Here is a 16,457-nt window from a genome sequence, read left to right as displayed (position 1 = left end):
CCAGGGTCGACCGGCACAATGTGTGGTCGTGACCACTTCGGCGGGCAAGCCGCGTATCCCCCTGACCCTGGGCGACATCCTCAAGCGAGTGTTTCTGGGCAAGCCGCTGATCACCGAGGACCTGGCGGCCGAGCGACTGTCCAATCCGGTTGCGCTGGGCGCGCTTTCACCCGACGCCATCTCGTCGACCGCGTATGGTCCCGAACAGATCCTGATCGAGCTACTGCCCCATGCCGGGCTGGCGGCCTTCGCGTTGCTGCTGCCCATCACCGGGGTGATCTTGCTGATCCTGGTGTTGGTCGCCGCGTCCTATCGGCAGGTGGTGATGGCATACACCCGTGCCGGCGGTTCCTACATCGTCGCCCGGGACAACTTCGGCCCCAAAGTCGCACAGATCGCCGCCGCGGCACTGCTGATCGACTATGTGGTGACCGTGGCGGTGCAGTCGGCGGCCGGGACGGTCGCGGTGGTGTCGGCGATTCCGCGGTTGGGCCCGTTCAGCCTGGAAATCACCGTCGGCGTGGTGGTCGTCATCTGCTACTTGAACCTGCGCGGGCTGAAGGAAGCCGGGAAGCCGTTCGCGGCGGCCACCTACCTCTTCGTGATCATGGTCGGCCTGACCATCGTCGTCGGGGTTGTCCGCCACCTGGTGTGGGGATTGCCCACCTACGATGCGCAGCATCTGGCCGGAACCGTGCCCGTACATCAGGGCAACGGGCTGGTGATGGGTGCGACGATCCTGGTGTTACTGCGCGCTTTCGCCAACGGTGGCTCGTCGTTGACCGGCGTGGAGGCGATCTCCAACACCGTCGACGTCTTCCGGAAACCGGAGGGCCGCAACGCCAGTCGCGTGCTCACCGCGATGGCCTGCACTCTGGGCTTTTTGTTGGCCGGGGTGGCCTACCTGGCCTACGCCACCCACGCCACCCCCTACCTGTCCGAATATCCCTCGGTGCTCTCCCAGATCGGCCGGGCGGTCTTCGGCGGCGGGCTGACCGGGGACATCTTCTTCTTCCTCGTTCAAGCCGCTACTGCGGCAATCTTGTTCACCGGCGCCAACACCAGCTTCAACGGCTTCCCGGCGCTGGCCAGTTTCGTCGCCGAGGACCGCTTCTTGCCGCGGCAGCTGATGAAGCGGGGGCATCGGCTGGTGTTCTCCAACGGCATCATCGCGCTCACCGCGCTGTCGGTCGCGCTGGTGATCACCACCGGCGGCTCGGTCAATGCGCTGGTCCCGTTCTACGCCATCGGCGTATTCACCGGATTCTCCATGGCCGGCTACGGGATGACCAAACACCATCTGACACACCGGGAGCCGGGCTGGCGACACCGGCTCGCCATCAACCTGTCCGCCGGGATTCTTTCGACGGTCGTGGTGGGCATCTTCGCGGTGGCCAAGTTCACCGAAGGCGCGTGGCTGGTCGTCGTGGTCTTCCCGCTGCTGGTCCTCATGCTGATGCGGCTCAACCGCGAATACCGCGCGGAGGCGGCCATTCTCGAGATGTTCCGCACCGACCGTCCGGAGTTGGTGAAATACGCGCGGCACCGGGTGTACATCTTCGTGAACTCGGTGGACCTCGCGGTGATCGAGGCGTTGCGCTACGGGAAAGGATTGCGGGCCGACGAGCTGATCGCGGTGCACTTCATGGTCGACGCCATCCATGCCGCGCAGATCCGAAAGCGCTGGGACCACTTCGGACTCGAGACGCCGCTGCGGGTAGTGGACTGCCCGGATCGACGCGTCACCCGGTCGGCCCAGGTGCTGGTCGCGACGGCGGCGAAAGAACACCCCGACACCAACGTGACGGTGCTGCTGCCGCGTCGCACCTACGCGCCGCTGCTGGGACGACTCCTGCACGACCGCACGGCCGACAAGATCGCGCGGGCGGTCAGCCTGATACCGGACGCCGCGGCGACGATCGTGCCCTACGACGTGCAGTCGCGGATCAAAGAGGCTTATCCGGAACGCTTCGAGCAGCGGATCGCCCGAGAACTGGACAAGCTCGAAGATTGGGTGACGCAGTCAGAAGACCGCGACGTCGACGCCTACGAGCATCCCGAGCGGCCGCCATCGGTGATCACCGTGGCCAGCCTCATCCCCGGCCACCGCGCCACCGTGGAAGGGCGGGTCAACCAGATCGAGGACGTCACCAAAGGCGGGCGCACGTCGCGTTGGGTCGTCGTCGGCGACGACAGCGGCGACCTGGAGATCACCTTCCACCCCGGCCGGGGCGGGTCAGACATCGCGCCGGGCCAGCGGGTACGCGTCACCGGTAAAGCCCGCCAGAACCACGACGGGCCGGTGGCCATGGTCAACCCGGCCTACCAGGTCCTCGAGGAGCCACAGGAAACCCGCGACGCCGGAGGCGCGGGAGAAGCCGGCGAAACCGGCTGACGGCCCCGGTCTTCAAGTGCCCACCGACTAAGAAGTTAGATTCATTGACAGTCAGGGACGGGAAGGACAGCTGTGAAGCGAATAGCGGCCGTGTTGGGGTCCGTGTTGGGTTTGGCGTTCACCGCCAACGGTTACCGCCCGCTTTCCAAGAGTGGCTACGGGTCGCTGTACGCCTTCGCTTACGGCCTGTTCGCCTCCGAGCTGCCGATGCAGACCCTCGGCGCCCAGTTCGCGGCGCTGGTTGCGGTGTCTCGGCGGTTGTCGCCGCGGGTGCTGCGCGTGTCCTGGCTGGTGTCGGCGGTGTCTTGGGTGGGGTTGCTGGGGTTGCGGCACATCGGTCGGTCGGCCGACGGGCCACTGACCGCGGCGCTGGACGCCGGGTTGGGGCCGGATCGCCGCAAAGACGGTGGTGAGCTGTGGAAGCGGCCGGCGCCCGAGGGCGCAACCGCCAAGAAGCCGGGCGTGGCGCGCATGCTGCGCATCTATCGCGATTACGCGCACGACGGGGACATCAGTTACGGGGAGTGCGGTTCGCGCAACGAGCTCGACATCTGGCGCCGCCCCGACCTTGATCGCGGCGGCCGGGCTCCGGTGCTGCTGCAGGTCCCTGGTGGGGCGTGGATGGTCGGGAACAAGCGTGGCCAGGCGCATCCCCTGATGAGCCATCTGGCCGAGCTGGGCTGGGTTTGTGTGGCCATCAACTACCGCCTCAGCCCGCGGTCCACCTGGCCCGACCACATCGTCGACGTCAAACGCGCGATCGCCTGGACCAAAGAACACATCGCCGAATACGGCGGCGACCCGGACTGGATCGCGATCACCGGCGGCTCGGCCGGCGGACACTTGTCCTCGCTGGCCGCGCTGACTCCCAACGACCCGCAGTTTCAGCCGGGCTTCGAAGAAGCCGACACCCGCGTCCAGGCCGCCGTGCCCTTCTACGGTGTCTACGACTTCACCCGCAACGACAGCTCCATGCATCCGTTGCTGGGTGCGGTGCTGGCCAAGAACGTCTTCAAGTTGCGGCGTGCGGAGACCGCGGAGCCGTTCCGCAACGCCTCACCGATCACCCACATCTCCGAAGACGCGCCGCCGTTCTTCGTGCTGCACGGCACCAACGACTCGTTGATTCCCGTCGAGCAGGCCCGCAGCTTCACCGCGCGCCTGCGGCAGGTGAGCCGGCAGCCCGTCGTCTACGCCGAACTGCCCTACGCCCAGCACGCTTTCGACATCTTCGGGTCGGCCCGCGCGGCGCACGCCGCGGTGGCCGTCGAGCAATTCCTGGCCCAGATCTACGCGTCGCGTCCGGTGGCCGCCGCCCAGCGCCTGGCGTAGCGGGTCAGCACAAGCCGGCCAGCCCCACGGCAAGCAGCACGGCGCCCACGCCGGCGAGCAAGGTGGCGACCTCGATCCGGCGTCGCGACCGGATCCAGTCGTTCAGCGCTTGCACAGCGGTATGGGTCTTGTTGGGGGCGAACAGGTATGCCAGCAGCGGGATTTCGAGCAGCGCGAAGGCTGCCACATTGAACAGCACCAGCGCCGCCACTTGTTTCGTCGCCGTGGCGCCCGAAGCCAGGATGACGGCCAACGCGGCCAGGTAATCCACCGACGGCAGCGCGATGCCCAGACCGGCTACCGCGGCAACCCACAGCGAACCGCCTTGCACCAGCTGCTGGGCCCATCTGGCCACCTTGGGCGGCTGCGTTCGGCGCTCCTCGTCAGACGGTGAATGGCGGCCCAGGACGGTCCGCAGCGCCAGGACGGCGGCGACCAGCACCGCCAGCCCGCCGATCAGTATCTGCACCCGGGGTAACGACAACTGATGGGTATCGAGCGGCCCCTTGTCCAGCCACTGCCGGAAGACGAACAGAATCGCCAGACCCACGCCGATACCCATCGCGAAGCCCCCGCACAGGAAGGCCAGCAGCTGCAACATCGGGCGGGGCCTGTTCAGCAGCAACGCCGTCATGCCGATCCGGAAGGGTTCGAGGCTGACAGCGACGGCCATCACCAGGATGGTGATCCACATAGAAGGTCGGTTGCCTACTGGCCGGTCCGGATAGGCATGCGCGCTAGGTTACCGGCGGCTGTCCCGCTCACCCGGCCGGTGGTCGGGCGGCGACCGCCTACTTGGCGTGCGCTCCGATGCCCCAGTGCAGTCCGCGTGAGGTGAGCAGGACAACCCCCAGCGACACCAACGCCACGACGGTCAGTCCGATGACGGCGACGACCAGCGGGCGCCAACCAGTGCGGGCGATCTGCCGGATGTCGGTGTTGAGTCCGACACCGGCGAAGGTGAGCAGGAACGCCCATTTGGAGACGTTGGCCAGATTGGCGATTTGGCCCTTGCTCAACCAGCCGGCGGTGGCGATCGCCGAGACAGCCAGGAATCCCAGGACGAACTTGGGGAACTTGGCCCAGATGAAAGCGGCCTTGGCCGGCACACCGGGCGCAACCTCGTCGGCCTGCCCGCGCGCGGCCCAGTACAACGCGAAACCGAGTACCACGAAACCGATCAACGCGTTGCGGACCGACTTGACCAGCACCGCGACCTTCCCGGCGTGATCGGAGAACAGATAGCCCGTCGCCGTGGTTTCGGCGGTGTTGTCGACCGACAACCCGGCCCACAACCCGAATTCGTTGTCCGAGAGACCGATTGCGTGACCCAGCGGCGGCAGTGCGAACAGCGCTACCGCGCCCAGCGCCAGGATTGCCGCGATGGCATAGCTGACATCGGAGTTACGGGCCCGGATGGCGCCCTTTGCGGCGACGATGGCCGACACGCCGCAGATGGAAGTGCCGATCGCCAGCAGCGAGCCCAGCTTGCCCGACAGGCCGAAGGCGCGTGCGGCGACCAAGATGATGGCTCCCGCGACCGTCATGTCGATGAGGATCTGAATCAGGCTGATGCCGCCCAATTTGGCGACATCGCCGAGCACGAAGCGGGACCCGAGCACGACGATGCCGGCCTTGAGCCAGAATTCGTAAGTCGCCACCCCGGGCCGGAAGATCGAGTGCAGGCCGATCGTGTTGGTGATGAGCAGCCCGATCAGGATCGCCCACAACACGTACTCGATGTCGGGCACCGTCCAGTGTTGGTGGCGGGCCAGGGCGTTCCACCAGATCTGGGCGTACTTGCCCAGCAACCCGACGGCGATCAGCAGCAGGATGCCCGGCACGTACTGAAGTGGCCGGGTGCTGGCGAAGGCGCCTTGGCTCTCCGTTTCGTCGCTGCCGGCGTGCACTGTGGTCACGGCCATCACCACGGTATCCGGGGCAGGACGTCGGCGACCGCCAGCGCGGTGATGACGCCGGCCGCCAGGGTCGCCCACCAATCGACCGACACCGAGGTGACCCGCGAGCGCAGATTGCGCCGCTGCGGCCCAACACTATTCATGCACAGAATTGTCGCGGCCCACGCCGCCACGCCAAGTGATTAGATCGCCCTGAATCTAGGGCTCCTGGGCAGGGCGCGGGCTGCGTTCGTCGAGCAGATCGATCACCTGGGCGACGAGTTCGTCGATGTTGGCGTCGGTGGTGTCGAGCACCAGGTCGGGGTTTTCCGGGGGCTCATAGGGCGCGTCGACTCCGGTCAACCCGGTCAGCTCGCCCTTGCGGGCGCGCGCGTAAAGGCCCTTGGGGTCGCGCCTTTCACACTCTTGCAGCGACGTGGCGACGTGGACCTCGATGAACGGCAGTTTGGCGGCGTCATTGAGCGCACGGGCGGTTTCGCGGTCGGACTTCAGCGGTGACACCAGCGACGCCAGCGCGACCACTCCGGCGTCGGCCAGCAGGCGCGTCAAATGCCCTACTCGGCGGATGTTTTCGGTGCGGTCACCGGGGGAGAAGCCCAAGTCGTCGGACAGCCCGTGCCGCAGATTGTCACCGTCGAGCAGGTAGGCGACCCTGCCGGATTCCACCAATGCCCGTTCCACCGCGACCGCGACGGTCGATTTGCCGGATGCGGGCAGGCCGGTGAACCAGATCGTCGCGCCGGCTTGCCCGGTGGCCCGCCACCGGTGGTTGCGATCCAAAGCCGATGGGTGCCAACGGATGTCGGTGCGGGCGTGCGTGCCCGGCTTGACTTCGCGCCCCTCGATGATGGTGCCAGCGCCGACGGTGTCGTTGGTGGTCTCGTCGATCAGGATGAACGCGCCGCTGTCGCGGTTGTCGACATAGGGATCGGCGACGACGACCGAACTGGTCCGCAGTGTGACGGTGCCGATGTCGTTGAGCGACAACTCGACTGGCTGGTCCACCTCGTCGAGGGTTTCGGGGTCGAGCCGCGAGTGCAGCTCCTGTACGGTCGCGCGGACGGTCTTGGTGGTCTGCTTGAGTGCCAGCCGGTCACCGGCGCGCAGTGGTGCGTCGACGAACCAGCAGACGTTGGCGTGGATCTCGCGGGCCAGCACCGGCGCGACGGCGTCCTCGGCCCCGCTGATCAGCACGTCACCGCGGCCCACGTCGATGTCGTCGGCCAATTCAATCGAAACCGACAGCGGCGCAACGGCTGTCGTACGCTCCTCGTCGAGGGTGTCCAGCGCGGTGACCGTCGACCGGGTGCCGGCCGGCAACGACACCACCGGGTCACCGACACTGAGCGTGCCCGCCGCCAGCCGTCCCGTGTAGCGACGGCGCACCTCGGCGGTCGGGCGCGACACCCACTGCACCGGCAGCCGCAGCCGCGACGCCTCGGCTTGGGGTGCGGCCAATTCCACGTTCTCCAGGTACTCCAGCAAGGTAGGGCCGTCATACCAGGGGGTGCGCTCGGAGCGGTGCACAACGTTGTCCCCGTGCTTGGCCGCGATCGGGATCACCGTGACCTTCACGATGCCCAGGCGGTCCGCCATCTGCTGCAGCTGGTCTTCCACGTCGCGGAAGGTGGCTTCGTCGAAGTCCACCAGGTCGATCTTGTTGACCGTCGCGACGTAATGTTTCGCGACGTAATGTTTGATGCCCAGCAGCTTGGCGATCCGCGCGTGCCTGCGGGTCTGGCGCAGCACGCCGGCGCGGGCGTCGACCAGCAGGATCGCCACATGCGCGTTGGACGCGCCGGTGAACATGTTGCGGGTGTAGCGCTCGTGACCGGGGGTGTCGGCGAGGATGTAGCTGCGCGTGGCGGTGGAAAAGAAGCGGTAGGCGACGTCGATGGTGATGCCCTGCTCGCGTTCGGCGCGCAGGCCGTCAGACAGCGCGGCCAGGTCGGCCACGCCTTCTTCGTCGGTGACGGCTTCCAGATGGTCCAGCGGCAGGCTGTCGGTGTCGTGCAGGAGTCGACCGATCAACGTGCTCTTGCCGTCGTCCACCGAGCCGGCGGTGGTGATGCGCAGCAGTTGTCGCGTGATGCCCTTGGCCGGCTGGAAGTTCTCGGTTGCCTCTGAGTTTTCGGTAGTGGTCATCAGAAGTAGCCCTCTCGCTTGCGGTCTTCCATCGCAGCGGCCGACGTGCGGTCATCGGCGCGGGTCTCCCCGCGCTCGGACACCGTCGCCGCGGAGATCTCGGTGATGACGCCGGTGATATCGGTCGCTTTGGACCGCACGGCGCCGGTGATGGTCAGGTCGCCGACGGTGCGGTACCGCACCCATTCCACGGCCGCGGTCTCCCCGTCGGTCGGGCTGGCGTAGTCGGAGACGGCGAGCAGGATGCCGTCTCGTTCGAACACCTCACGCTCATGCGCGTAGTAAATCGACGGTATTTCAAGGTCTTCCAGTTCGATGTAGCGCCAGACGTCGAGCTCGGTCCAGTTGCTCAGCGGGAACACGCGGACCTGCTCGCCCCGCTTGATGCGGCCGTTGTACAGCGACCACGGTTCCGGTCGCTGCGCGCGTGGATCCCACTGCCCGAACTCGTCGCGGAAGCTCAGAATCCGTTCCTTGGCTCGCGCGCGCTCCTCGTCGCGGCGGGCGCCGCCGAAGGCCGCGTCGAATCCGCCTTCCTCCAGCGCGTCGAGCAGGGTGCGGGTCTGGGCGCGGTTGCGAGAGGCGTTGGGGCCGGGGTCGGGAACCCGGCCTTTGTCGATGGATTCCTGCACCGACGCGACGATGAGCTTGTGTCCCTCACCGGTGACGCGGCGGTCACGGAACTCGATCACCTCGGGGAAGTTGTGGCCGGTGTCGACGTGCATCACTGGGAACGGCAGTGGCATCGGCCGAAATGCCTTCTCCGCCAAGCGAAGCAGGACGATGGAGTCTTTGCCGGCGGAGAACAGCAGCACCGGCCGTTCCAGCTCGGCGACGACCTCGCGGATGATGTGGACCGCTTCGGCTTCCAGCAGCCGCAGCTCGTCGACGTGCAGCGCCTCGGTTGTCGTCATGTCGGTAGTCCCTCTCTTTCGGCGTCCACTCGATAGCGGTCTACCCATTCGTCGGAGCGTTGATCGGCCTGGCGCTGCAGCACCGGCTCCGGTGCCAGTCGCCGGTCGAGCCCCAGCTGCTCGAGAATGTCGCCTACCACCTCAGTCAGGTTGCGCCACAACACCGGATAGGAGATTTCGATCGGCTTGACGTTTTCTTCGGCGAACCAGTTCTGCCAGCCGCGCTCCTGGTCCCGCAGCATGTTGACGACATGGGCGATCGCACCGGCGTGATAGACGGCACGGGCGTCGCGCACCGGATCGGGCCGGCCTCGCCACACGCGGGTCTGCACCGCGCGCCAAAAAGACACCGCCTGCGACACGACGTCGGGCCGGTGAATGTGAATGAGCAGCGGGTCTTCGCCCACCACATCACGGATCGCCGACAGCAGGCCGTCGCCGGATCGATCCGGCAGTTGAGCCGCGCGGTTCAGCAGCAGGGGAGTCTGGTTCCACATCAGCTTGCCGCCCCACACGCCGTTGGGTGTCCGACCGACCGTGCGGATGTAGTCGCGCCAGATCTCGGCCGGGGCCAGGTCCGGCTTACCTTCGTCCAACGGGTCCAGCAGCTCGAGGATCGACTCGTCGTCGACGTCGGCGAACCACTCCCGCGGCTGCGGGGATTGGCTGGTGGTCGGCAGGTACTGGAAGAACTCTTGAGGCTCGCCCGCCACGCCGGTGGCACGCAGCGATTCGACCAGCAACGTGCTGCCGCTGCGCTGGGAGGCCAGCACCAAGTACGACGACGGAGTATCTGCCACCCAGGAAGCCTAACCGGCGGCAAAACCGCTGCAACACTTCCGGTTACCTTCACCCTGAGCCAAACTCTTGCCGCGCGGCCGGTGCGCTGCACGCCGCATCGCGGTGCGATGAGACTCGTTGCGGCTCAACGGCAGGCGATCAGTCCCAACCGGGGCGGCTGTTCGACGACGGTGTGGCTGATGGTGCGGTGATCGGTGCGGTGGCGCCGGTGTTGGCGGTGCTGGTCGTCGTTGGCCGCCAGGATGACGCTGACGATCAAGAGCACCGCAAACAACGCGATGAGCACGCCGCTGATCACGATGCCGGCGATGGCCAGCCCACGCCCGGCTTGACCGGTTTGCCGGATCTGATTCAGCGAGATGATGCCGAAGATCAACCCGAGAAGCGGTCCGATGCCCAGGCACAGCAGCCCCGCCACCGAGGACACCAGGGAGGCGATGGCCAGGGGATTCGTGCCCTGCGAATAGCTCGGTGGGTAGGCGTAACCGCCCGGTGGGGGATAACCGTAGCCACTGGGCGGTGGCGGCGGCGATGGCGGCAGATAGCCATAACCGCCAGGTGGCGGTGGATAGTTAGGCGGTTGCTCCGTCATCAACACCTCCCACGCGCGATCGAGTGGCAAACACCTTACCGGCGCCCGACGGGGGCGGTGGCGTAGCGGCTAGGTTGCCCTCAGCCCGAGCGAAAACAGCAGCCGCACATCGGGATCGCTCAGCGACGTCGACAATAGTTTCTCGATGCGTCGTACCCGGTACCGCACGGTATTGGGATGCACCTGCAGCCCGTGCGCGGCGGCGGCGATATCGCCGAAGCTGTCCAGGTAGACCCGCAGGGTCTCGGCCAGCTGCGGATCCGACTCACGCAGGTCGCGGATGCGTGGATCCACCAGTCGCGGGTCGGCGCCGATCCGGCTGACGATCTCATCCAGCAACACCGTGGTCCGCGCTTCGGTCAGCGAGGCGACCGGCCCGAGCGAGTCGGGGTGGCGTGCGGCGCTGTCCAGGACCCGGTCCACCTCGGCGCGTGCGGCAGCCACACCGGCCAGGCCCGCGACGGGCGCGGCCACGACCGCGCGCAGTTGCACGTCCAACTCCGCGCGCAAGGCGCTGATGGTGCCCCGCGCCCAGGAGGTGACCGACCGGGTCGTCGCGATCTGCGGCAGCAACACATAGATGCGTGTCCCACCCGCCGCGACTTGCGCGTCGCGACGAAACGCATTGGCGCCCAGGGCGATAACATCGGCAAGCCGGACGTTTCGGTCGCTGGGAAGGACCGACTCCCAGCCGATCACCGCGGCGTCCCCGCCGGCGGGCAGGCCGAGTTCGCGGGCGAGGACGCTCACTTCTGTGTGGTCACCGTCGATCAGGCCCAGCAGCTGCTGCACCCGGCGGGCCTGGCCGGACGGGCGCGCGGAAAGCCGTGACATGATCCGTTCGGCCAGCACCGCCGCACCCCGCAACATGTCCTCGGCGTCCTGGGCCAGCGGCTGCGAACCCTCCTGCACCCAGATGGTGCCGACGAACACCGGCGGACGGCGGGCCCCGGCGGGCGGCTGGTGGATTCCGATCGCCAGGCGCGGGCGCAAGCCCAGCTCGGGGCGCTCGGCGACGCGTACCACCTGGCTACCGGCGCGCAGCGCGTCGAAGATGCCCCATTGGCCGATCCAGGCCAGGTGCTCGGGCGGGCCGGCGCGGCCCAGGATGGACAGCCGCCGCAGGTCGTCGGCTTCTTCGTTGGACGCCGAATAGGCCAGCACGTGGCTTTGGGCGTCTTCGATGCTGACCATGCCATGGATGCGCTCGGCGAGCGATTGCGCGAGGCCGAACAGGTCGGTGCCCGCGTCGTCGGCGGCGGGGTCGACGTGGTGCTCCAAGACGTGGTCGACCAGCCGGTAGACGCGCTCCCAACGGGCCCGTGGCTCCACGGCCACCACCGCCGAGCCGGCCGCAACCGCCCGGTCCACCAGGTTCGACGTGGGTTCCTTGACGAAGATGGCGACCGGCGGGTCGGCCTGTTCGCCCAGCCAGCGCAGTGCCTGATCGTCGGTGATGCCCAGCAGGAAGAACACATCGGCTGAGTTGGCCGCAGTCGCCAGCCCGAGGCGCACGTCGTCGGAATCGATCAGCGCGGCCGAGGCTACCGGCAGGTCCAGGCCCCGCGGCGCCGCCCGCACGCTGACCATCGTCGCGTCCAGTGCGAGCAACAGCTGACCCAGTTCCACCGCAGCCGCTCGCATTGTTCGATCTTACTAGCACTCCGGGGTGATGTTGTCCGATTGGCTAATACCCGGGGGGCCGTCGCCGGGGATCCTGAGCTGCATGGATGCCGTCACTCAAGTTCCACTGCCGGCCAACGAGCCGGTCCAGGACTACGCACCCGGATCCCCGGAGCGCCGCCGATTGCAAGCGCAACTTCGTGCGCTGGCCAACGAACCGATCGACCTGCCGCATGTCATCGCCGGGCGCCATCGCATGGGGGAGGGCGAGCGCATCGATGTCGTGCAACCGCACCGGCACGCCGCCACGCTGGGCACGCTGACCAATGCGCTGCAGGCCGATGCCGTGGCCGCGATCGAGGCCGCCATGGCCGCCAAGAGGGATTGGGCGGCAATGCCTTTCGACGAACGCGCGGCGGTGTTCTTGCGGGCCGCCGATCTGCTGGCCGGGCCGTGGCGAGAGAAGATCGCCGCCGCGTCGATGCTGGGGCAATCGAAATCGGTGTACCAGGCCGAGATCGACGCACCTTGTGAGTTGATCGATTTCTGGCGGTTCAACGTCGCGTTCGCCCGTCAGCTGTTGGCGCAGCAGCCGATCAGTGGACCGGGGGAGTGGAACCGTACCGACTACCGGCCGCTGGACGGCTTCGTCTACGCGATCACGCCGTTCAACTTCACCTCGATCGCCGGCAACCTGCCCACCGCACCGGCGCTGCTGGGCAACACCGTGGTGTGGAAGCCGTCCATCACCCAGACGCTGGCGGCCTACCTGACCATGCAGTTACTCGAGGCGGCCGGTCTGCCACCGGGAGTGATCAACCTGGTTACCGGCAACGGTTTCGCGGTGTCCGAAGTAGCACTGGCCGATCCGCGGCTTGCCGGCATCCACTTCACCGGGTCAACGGCAACCTTCCAACACTTGTGGCAGCAGGTCGGCGCGAATATCGGCCGCTACCACAGTTACCCGCGGCTGGTCGGTGAGACCGGCGGCAAAGACTTCGTGGTCGCGCATACCTCTGCGTGCCCGGATGTGTTGACTGCTGCGTTGATTCGAGGCGCGTTCGACTACCAGGGCCAGAAGTGCTCGGCGGCGTCGCGGGCATTCATCCCGCATTCGGTGTGGCAACGCATGGGTGACGAATTCTTGGGCGCCACAGCCGAGTTGACCTACGGCGACGTGGCCGACCTGACCAACTTCGGCGGCGCCCTGATCGACCGACGGGCCTTCACCAAAAATGTTGACGCCATCGAGCGGGCCAAGAGTACGGCCGGGGTGACCATCGCGGTCGGTGGTGAATATGACGACAGCGAAGGCTATTTCGTGCGCCCGACCGTGCTGTTGTCCGACGACCCGACCGACGAAGCGTTCGCCACCGAATACTTCGGGCCGCTGCTGGCGGTACACGTCTATCCCGACGCCGACTACGAGCGGATCCTCGACGTCATCGACACCGGATCCCGCTATGCGCTGACCGGGGCGGTGATCGCCGACGACCGCGAAGCGGTGCTGACTGCGCAGCATAGGTTGCGGTTCGCGGCGGGCAACTTCTACGTCAACGACAAGCCGACCGGAGCCGTCGTCGGGCGCCAACCGTTCGGTGGCTCCCGCGGGTCGGGCACCAACGACAGAGCCGGATCGCCGCTGAACCTGTTGCGGTGGACGTCGGCGCGCACCATCAAGGAGACGTTCGTGCCGGCCACCGACCACGCCTACCCGCACATGGCGGCCGACTGATGAGCGGGTTGTTCGGACACACCGTGCGCCCGGCGCTGCTGGCGGCCAGCCGGTCGGAGACGTTGCGGCGCGGGGTCCAGCGATCCCGGGTGACCGGTCGGGTGGTGCGCAGGTTCGTGCCCGGGGAGACGGTGGACGACGTCCTGAACGTTGTTGCGCTGCTGCGGGATTCGGGGCGCTACATCAGCATCGACTATCTCGGTGAGAACGTCACCGACGCCGACGGCGCGGCGGCAACCATGGCGGCCTACCTGCGACTGCTCGATGCTTTGGGCCGCCGGGCCGACGCAGCGGGCGACGGGGTGCGGCCGCTGGAGGTGTCGCTGAAGCTTTCCGCCCTGGGACAGGCGCTGGAACGCGACGGCGACAAGGTCGCGCTGGACCACGCTCGGACGATCTGTGAACGGGCTCAGCGGGTCGGGGTGTGGGTGACCGTGGACGCCGAGGACCACACCACTACCGAGTCGACGCTGTCGATCTCGGGTGATCTGCGGGTCGACTTTCCCTGGCTGGGCAGCGTCGTGCAGGCCTATCTGCGTCGCACGCTGGGTGACTGCCAGGACTTGGCGGCGGCGGGAGCACGGGTGCGGCTGTGTAAGGGCGCTTACGAGGAACCGGAAGCCGTGGCCTACCAGGACCGCGCCGAGGTCACCGAGTCGTACCTGCGGTGTCTGCGGGTGCTGATGTCCGGCGACGGCTACCCGATGGTGGCGTCGCACGACCCCGTCGTGATCGATGCCGTCGCGCCGTCGGCGCGTGAAGCAGGGCGCTCGACTGAGCATTTCGAGTACCAGATGCTCTATGGCATCCGTGACGACGAGCAGCGGCGGTTGGCCGCGGCCGGCAACCAGGTGCGGGTGTATGTGCCGTTCGGGACGCAGTGGTACGGCTACTTCATGCGGCGGTTGGCCGAGCGTCCGGCCAACTTGGGCTTCTTCCTGCGCGCGCTGTCTCGTCGAGGGTGAACTCCTGGCGTCGAGTGTGAAGCTGTGGCGGGGAATCGGCCGTTGACGCGCCGTCAGTGCACACTCGAAGCCGTGGCCGCACACTCGGCGCCCTCAGCGCACGCTGGACGCCGAGGGCGCACCCTCGACGCCGAGCGTGAATTCCTGGCGTCGAGTGTGAAGCTGTGGCGGGAAATCGGCCGTTGACGCGCCGTCACTGCACACTCGACGCCGTTGCCGCACGCTCGGCGCCCTCAGCGCACGCTCGACGCCGAGGGTGAACTCCTGGCGTCGAGTGTGAAGCTGTGGCGGGGAATCGGCCGATAACCCGCCCTCACCGCACACTCGAAGCCCTCACCGCACACTCGACGCCGTCAGCGCACCTTCGACACCCCGCGGGTAGGCCGCTCGGCGGCGAACCCCCGCACCACATGCGCCCGCACAAAGTCGGCCACTACTTCAGGGTCGTCCATGTTCATCGACGACGACGGTGTGCTGAACAACGAGAACAAGATTCGCGCGAACCACTCACCGGCGGCCTCGATGTTGAGATCCTTGCGGACCTCGCCGGTCAGCTTGGCCGCCGACAGGTAGGGCGCGAAGAAGTCGACACATTCTCGCAGCAGCACGGCGGCGTCTTTGGTCAGCAACAAGCTGATCGCCTCTTCGTCGAAGTACTTCTCCGAAGCTATGGCCCGCCGCGCCTGGGTGACGAAAACCGCTGCACGCGCCAGCTTTTCCTCCAGCGAGCCGCCGCGATCCATCGCCTTGGACATCTCTCGGTAGAACTGCTCGGACGCATGCTCGGCGCAGGCCTCCAGGACCGACGCCTTGTCCCGGAAGTATTCGTAGACGGTACTGCGGGAAACGTTGGCCATCTTGGCGATGTCGACAATCGTCGTCTTCTGCAACCCGTGCTTGCGGAAGCATGCGTAGGCCGAGGAGATGATGAGTTCGCGGGTGTCGGTGACAGTGGCTTGAGTCATCAGGGCACCAGCGCTCCTCGGGGCACCAGTCCGGCCCCCGCCGAGGCGAAGGCGTCGTTGACGTCGGCCAGATGAAACGGCTCGGGCATCAGCCGGTGAAACGGGAATTCGGTGTGCTGCAGAAACTTCAACCCAATCGCCAAGGTGACCGGGTCGTAGAGCATGACACCGCGGATCGACTTGTTCCCGTAGACCAGGATGCTGGGATCGAGTTCGAAGGTACGGCCCATCCCGACGTTCCCGACCTCTAGCAGGGTGCCACCGTTGTTCAGCAATCCGAGCCCGTCGGGAATGACGCCGGGAATACCGACCACTTCGAGGACCCAGTCGGCGCCGATTCCGTCGGTGCGGGCGCGGACCGACTCGGCGACCTCGGCGGCCGAAAGGCCACTGGCGTCAATGCAATGGGTGGCACCGAAGTCCGCGGCGACGTCGAGCCGCGCGGCGATCTTGTCGATGACGATGACCTCGGCGGCTCCGGCAGTGCGTGCCACGGCGGCGGCATTGATGCCCAACCCACCCGCGCCCTGGATCACCACCGTGTCACCGAGCCGAACATCGCGTAAGGCGAACAATACCTGGGCCAGTGCGCAATTGAGTGGAGTGACCGCTTCGTCGGACAGGTCGTCGGGCACTTTGTACAGCGGCTGGCGGCGGGTGGTGTAGTAATACTCGCCGTACGCGGCGACGAAGTGCGGTGGCTGGTCCTGGGTGCGGAATTCACCGGCCATCAGGTTCTGGCAGGCATGAGACCTGCCCCGCGCACACGCGTGACATTGGCCGCAGGTCCAAAAGTACGGCGTGACAACCCGGTCACCGACCGCCAGGGGCGCGCCGGTCGCGTCGGTAGTCAAACCTTCGCCGAGTTCGGCTATCTCGCCGACCATTTCGTGGCCCATGGCGTACGGACACGGTAACGGCAGCTCGCCGCGGAAGATGTGTAGGTCCGAGCCGCAGATTCCGGCCATGCGCAGTTTGAGCGCCGCCGTCCCGGGCGCAGTTTGGGTCAGCGGGAATTCGGCCAACTCGATGGGTCCGCCGTAAGCGGTCAGCAGCGCAAGCTTTGGCATG

Annotated in this window: 14 protein-coding genes; 4 read left to right on the top strand and 10 right to left on the bottom strand. The window is 67.0% G+C overall.

The features are described 5' to 3' along the window. The first annotated feature begins 28 nt into the window (after positions 1-28). Positions 29-2,395, top strand: a complete 2,367-nt coding sequence (locus I2456_RS20090) for an APC family permease (RefSeq protein ID WP_085073639.1) — start codon at positions 29-31, stop codon at positions 2,393-2,395. Between the two features lie 72 nt (positions 2,396-2,467). Continuing rightward, entirely contained in the window at positions 2,468-3,727 is a 1,260-nt protein-coding gene (locus tag I2456_RS20085; RefSeq protein WP_085073573.1) for an alpha/beta hydrolase, read from the top strand. Between the two features lie 4 nt (positions 3,728-3,731). Here the strand turns inward: I2456_RS20085 and I2456_RS20080 are convergent, their stop codons facing one another. From I2456_RS20080 to I2456_RS20045, 8 genes are all read right to left on the bottom strand, one after another. Further along, the gene (locus tag I2456_RS20080) at positions 3,732-4,421 is read right to left on the bottom strand and encodes a GAP family protein (protein WP_085073574.1); all 690 of its coding nucleotides are present in this window, start codon (positions 4,419-4,421) and stop codon (positions 3,732-3,734) included. Positions 4,422-4,518: 97 nt separating this feature from the next. Further along, on the bottom strand, positions 4,519-5,652 hold the full coding sequence (locus I2456_RS20075) for a YeiH family protein (RefSeq protein WP_085073640.1): 1,134 nt from the start codon (positions 5,650-5,652) through the stop codon (positions 4,519-4,521). Continuing rightward, positions 5,652-5,789, bottom strand: coding sequence for a hypothetical protein (locus I2456_RS20070; protein WP_169717189.1), 138 nt, complete (start codon positions 5,787-5,789; stop codon positions 5,652-5,654). The genes I2456_RS20075 and I2456_RS20070 overlap by 1 nt, the downstream gene beginning before the upstream one ends. A 55-nt stretch (positions 5,790-5,844) precedes the next feature. Then, positions 5,845-7,791, bottom strand: coding sequence for an adenylyl-sulfate kinase (gene cysC, locus I2456_RS20065; RefSeq protein ID WP_085073575.1), 1,947 nt, complete (start codon positions 7,789-7,791; stop codon positions 5,845-5,847). After that, positions 7,791-8,705, bottom strand: coding sequence for a sulfate adenylyltransferase subunit CysD (gene cysD, locus I2456_RS20060; protein WP_085073576.1), 915 nt, complete (start codon positions 8,703-8,705; stop codon positions 7,791-7,793). The genes cysC and cysD overlap by 1 nt, the downstream gene beginning before the upstream one ends. Further along, the gene (gene stf0 / locus I2456_RS20055; RefSeq protein ID WP_068027890.1) at positions 8,702-9,505 is read right to left on the bottom strand and encodes a trehalose 2-sulfotransferase; all 804 of its coding nucleotides are present in this window, start codon (positions 9,503-9,505) and stop codon (positions 8,702-8,704) included. The genes cysD and stf0 overlap by 4 nt, the downstream gene beginning before the upstream one ends. A gap of 125 nt (positions 9,506-9,630) precedes the next feature. Further along, positions 9,631-10,098, bottom strand: a complete 468-nt coding sequence (locus I2456_RS20050; RefSeq protein ID WP_116645740.1) for a DUF4190 domain-containing protein — start codon at positions 10,096-10,098, stop codon at positions 9,631-9,633. 69 nt (positions 10,099-10,167) lie between these two features. Then, positions 10,168-11,742 carry a PucR family transcriptional regulator gene (locus I2456_RS20045; RefSeq protein WP_085073577.1) on the bottom strand — a complete coding sequence of 525 codons (1,575 nt, stop codon included), beginning with the start codon at positions 11,740-11,742 and terminating at the stop codon, positions 10,168-10,170. Between the two features lie 82 nt (positions 11,743-11,824). Here I2456_RS20045 and pruA point away from each other — a divergent pair, with 82 nt between their 5' ends. After that, entirely contained in the window at positions 11,825-13,456 is a 1,632-nt protein-coding gene (gene pruA / locus I2456_RS20040; protein ID WP_085073578.1) for an L-glutamate gamma-semialdehyde dehydrogenase, read from the top strand. Continuing rightward, complete coding sequence (locus I2456_RS20035) at positions 13,456-14,421, top strand: proline dehydrogenase family protein (protein ID WP_085073579.1); 966 nt, start codon at positions 13,456-13,458, stop codon at positions 14,419-14,421. The genes pruA and I2456_RS20035 overlap by 1 nt, the downstream gene beginning before the upstream one ends. 353 nt (positions 14,422-14,774) lie before the next feature. Here the strand turns inward: I2456_RS20035 and I2456_RS20030 are convergent, their stop codons facing one another. Further along, positions 14,775-15,389: a TetR/AcrR family transcriptional regulator gene (locus I2456_RS20030; RefSeq protein ID WP_085073580.1), complete on the bottom strand. Its 615-nt coding sequence runs from the start codon at positions 15,387-15,389 to the stop codon at positions 14,775-14,777. Continuing rightward, positions 15,386-16,456 carry a zinc-binding dehydrogenase gene (locus tag I2456_RS20025; protein WP_085073581.1) on the bottom strand — a complete coding sequence of 357 codons (1,071 nt, stop codon included), beginning with the start codon at positions 16,454-16,456 and terminating at the stop codon, positions 15,386-15,388. Before I2456_RS20025 ends, I2456_RS20030 begins: the two co-directional genes overlap by 4 nt. Position 16,457: the final 1 nt, after the last annotated feature.

This window comes from Mycobacterium kubicae, assembly GCF_015689175.1.
GTDB classification, from domain to species: domain Bacteria; phylum Actinomycetota; class Actinomycetes; order Mycobacteriales; family Mycobacteriaceae; genus Mycobacterium; species Mycobacterium kubicae.
The sequence above is the reverse complement of the archived record's forward strand: the minus strand, read 5'-3'. Positions and strand labels throughout refer to the sequence as shown.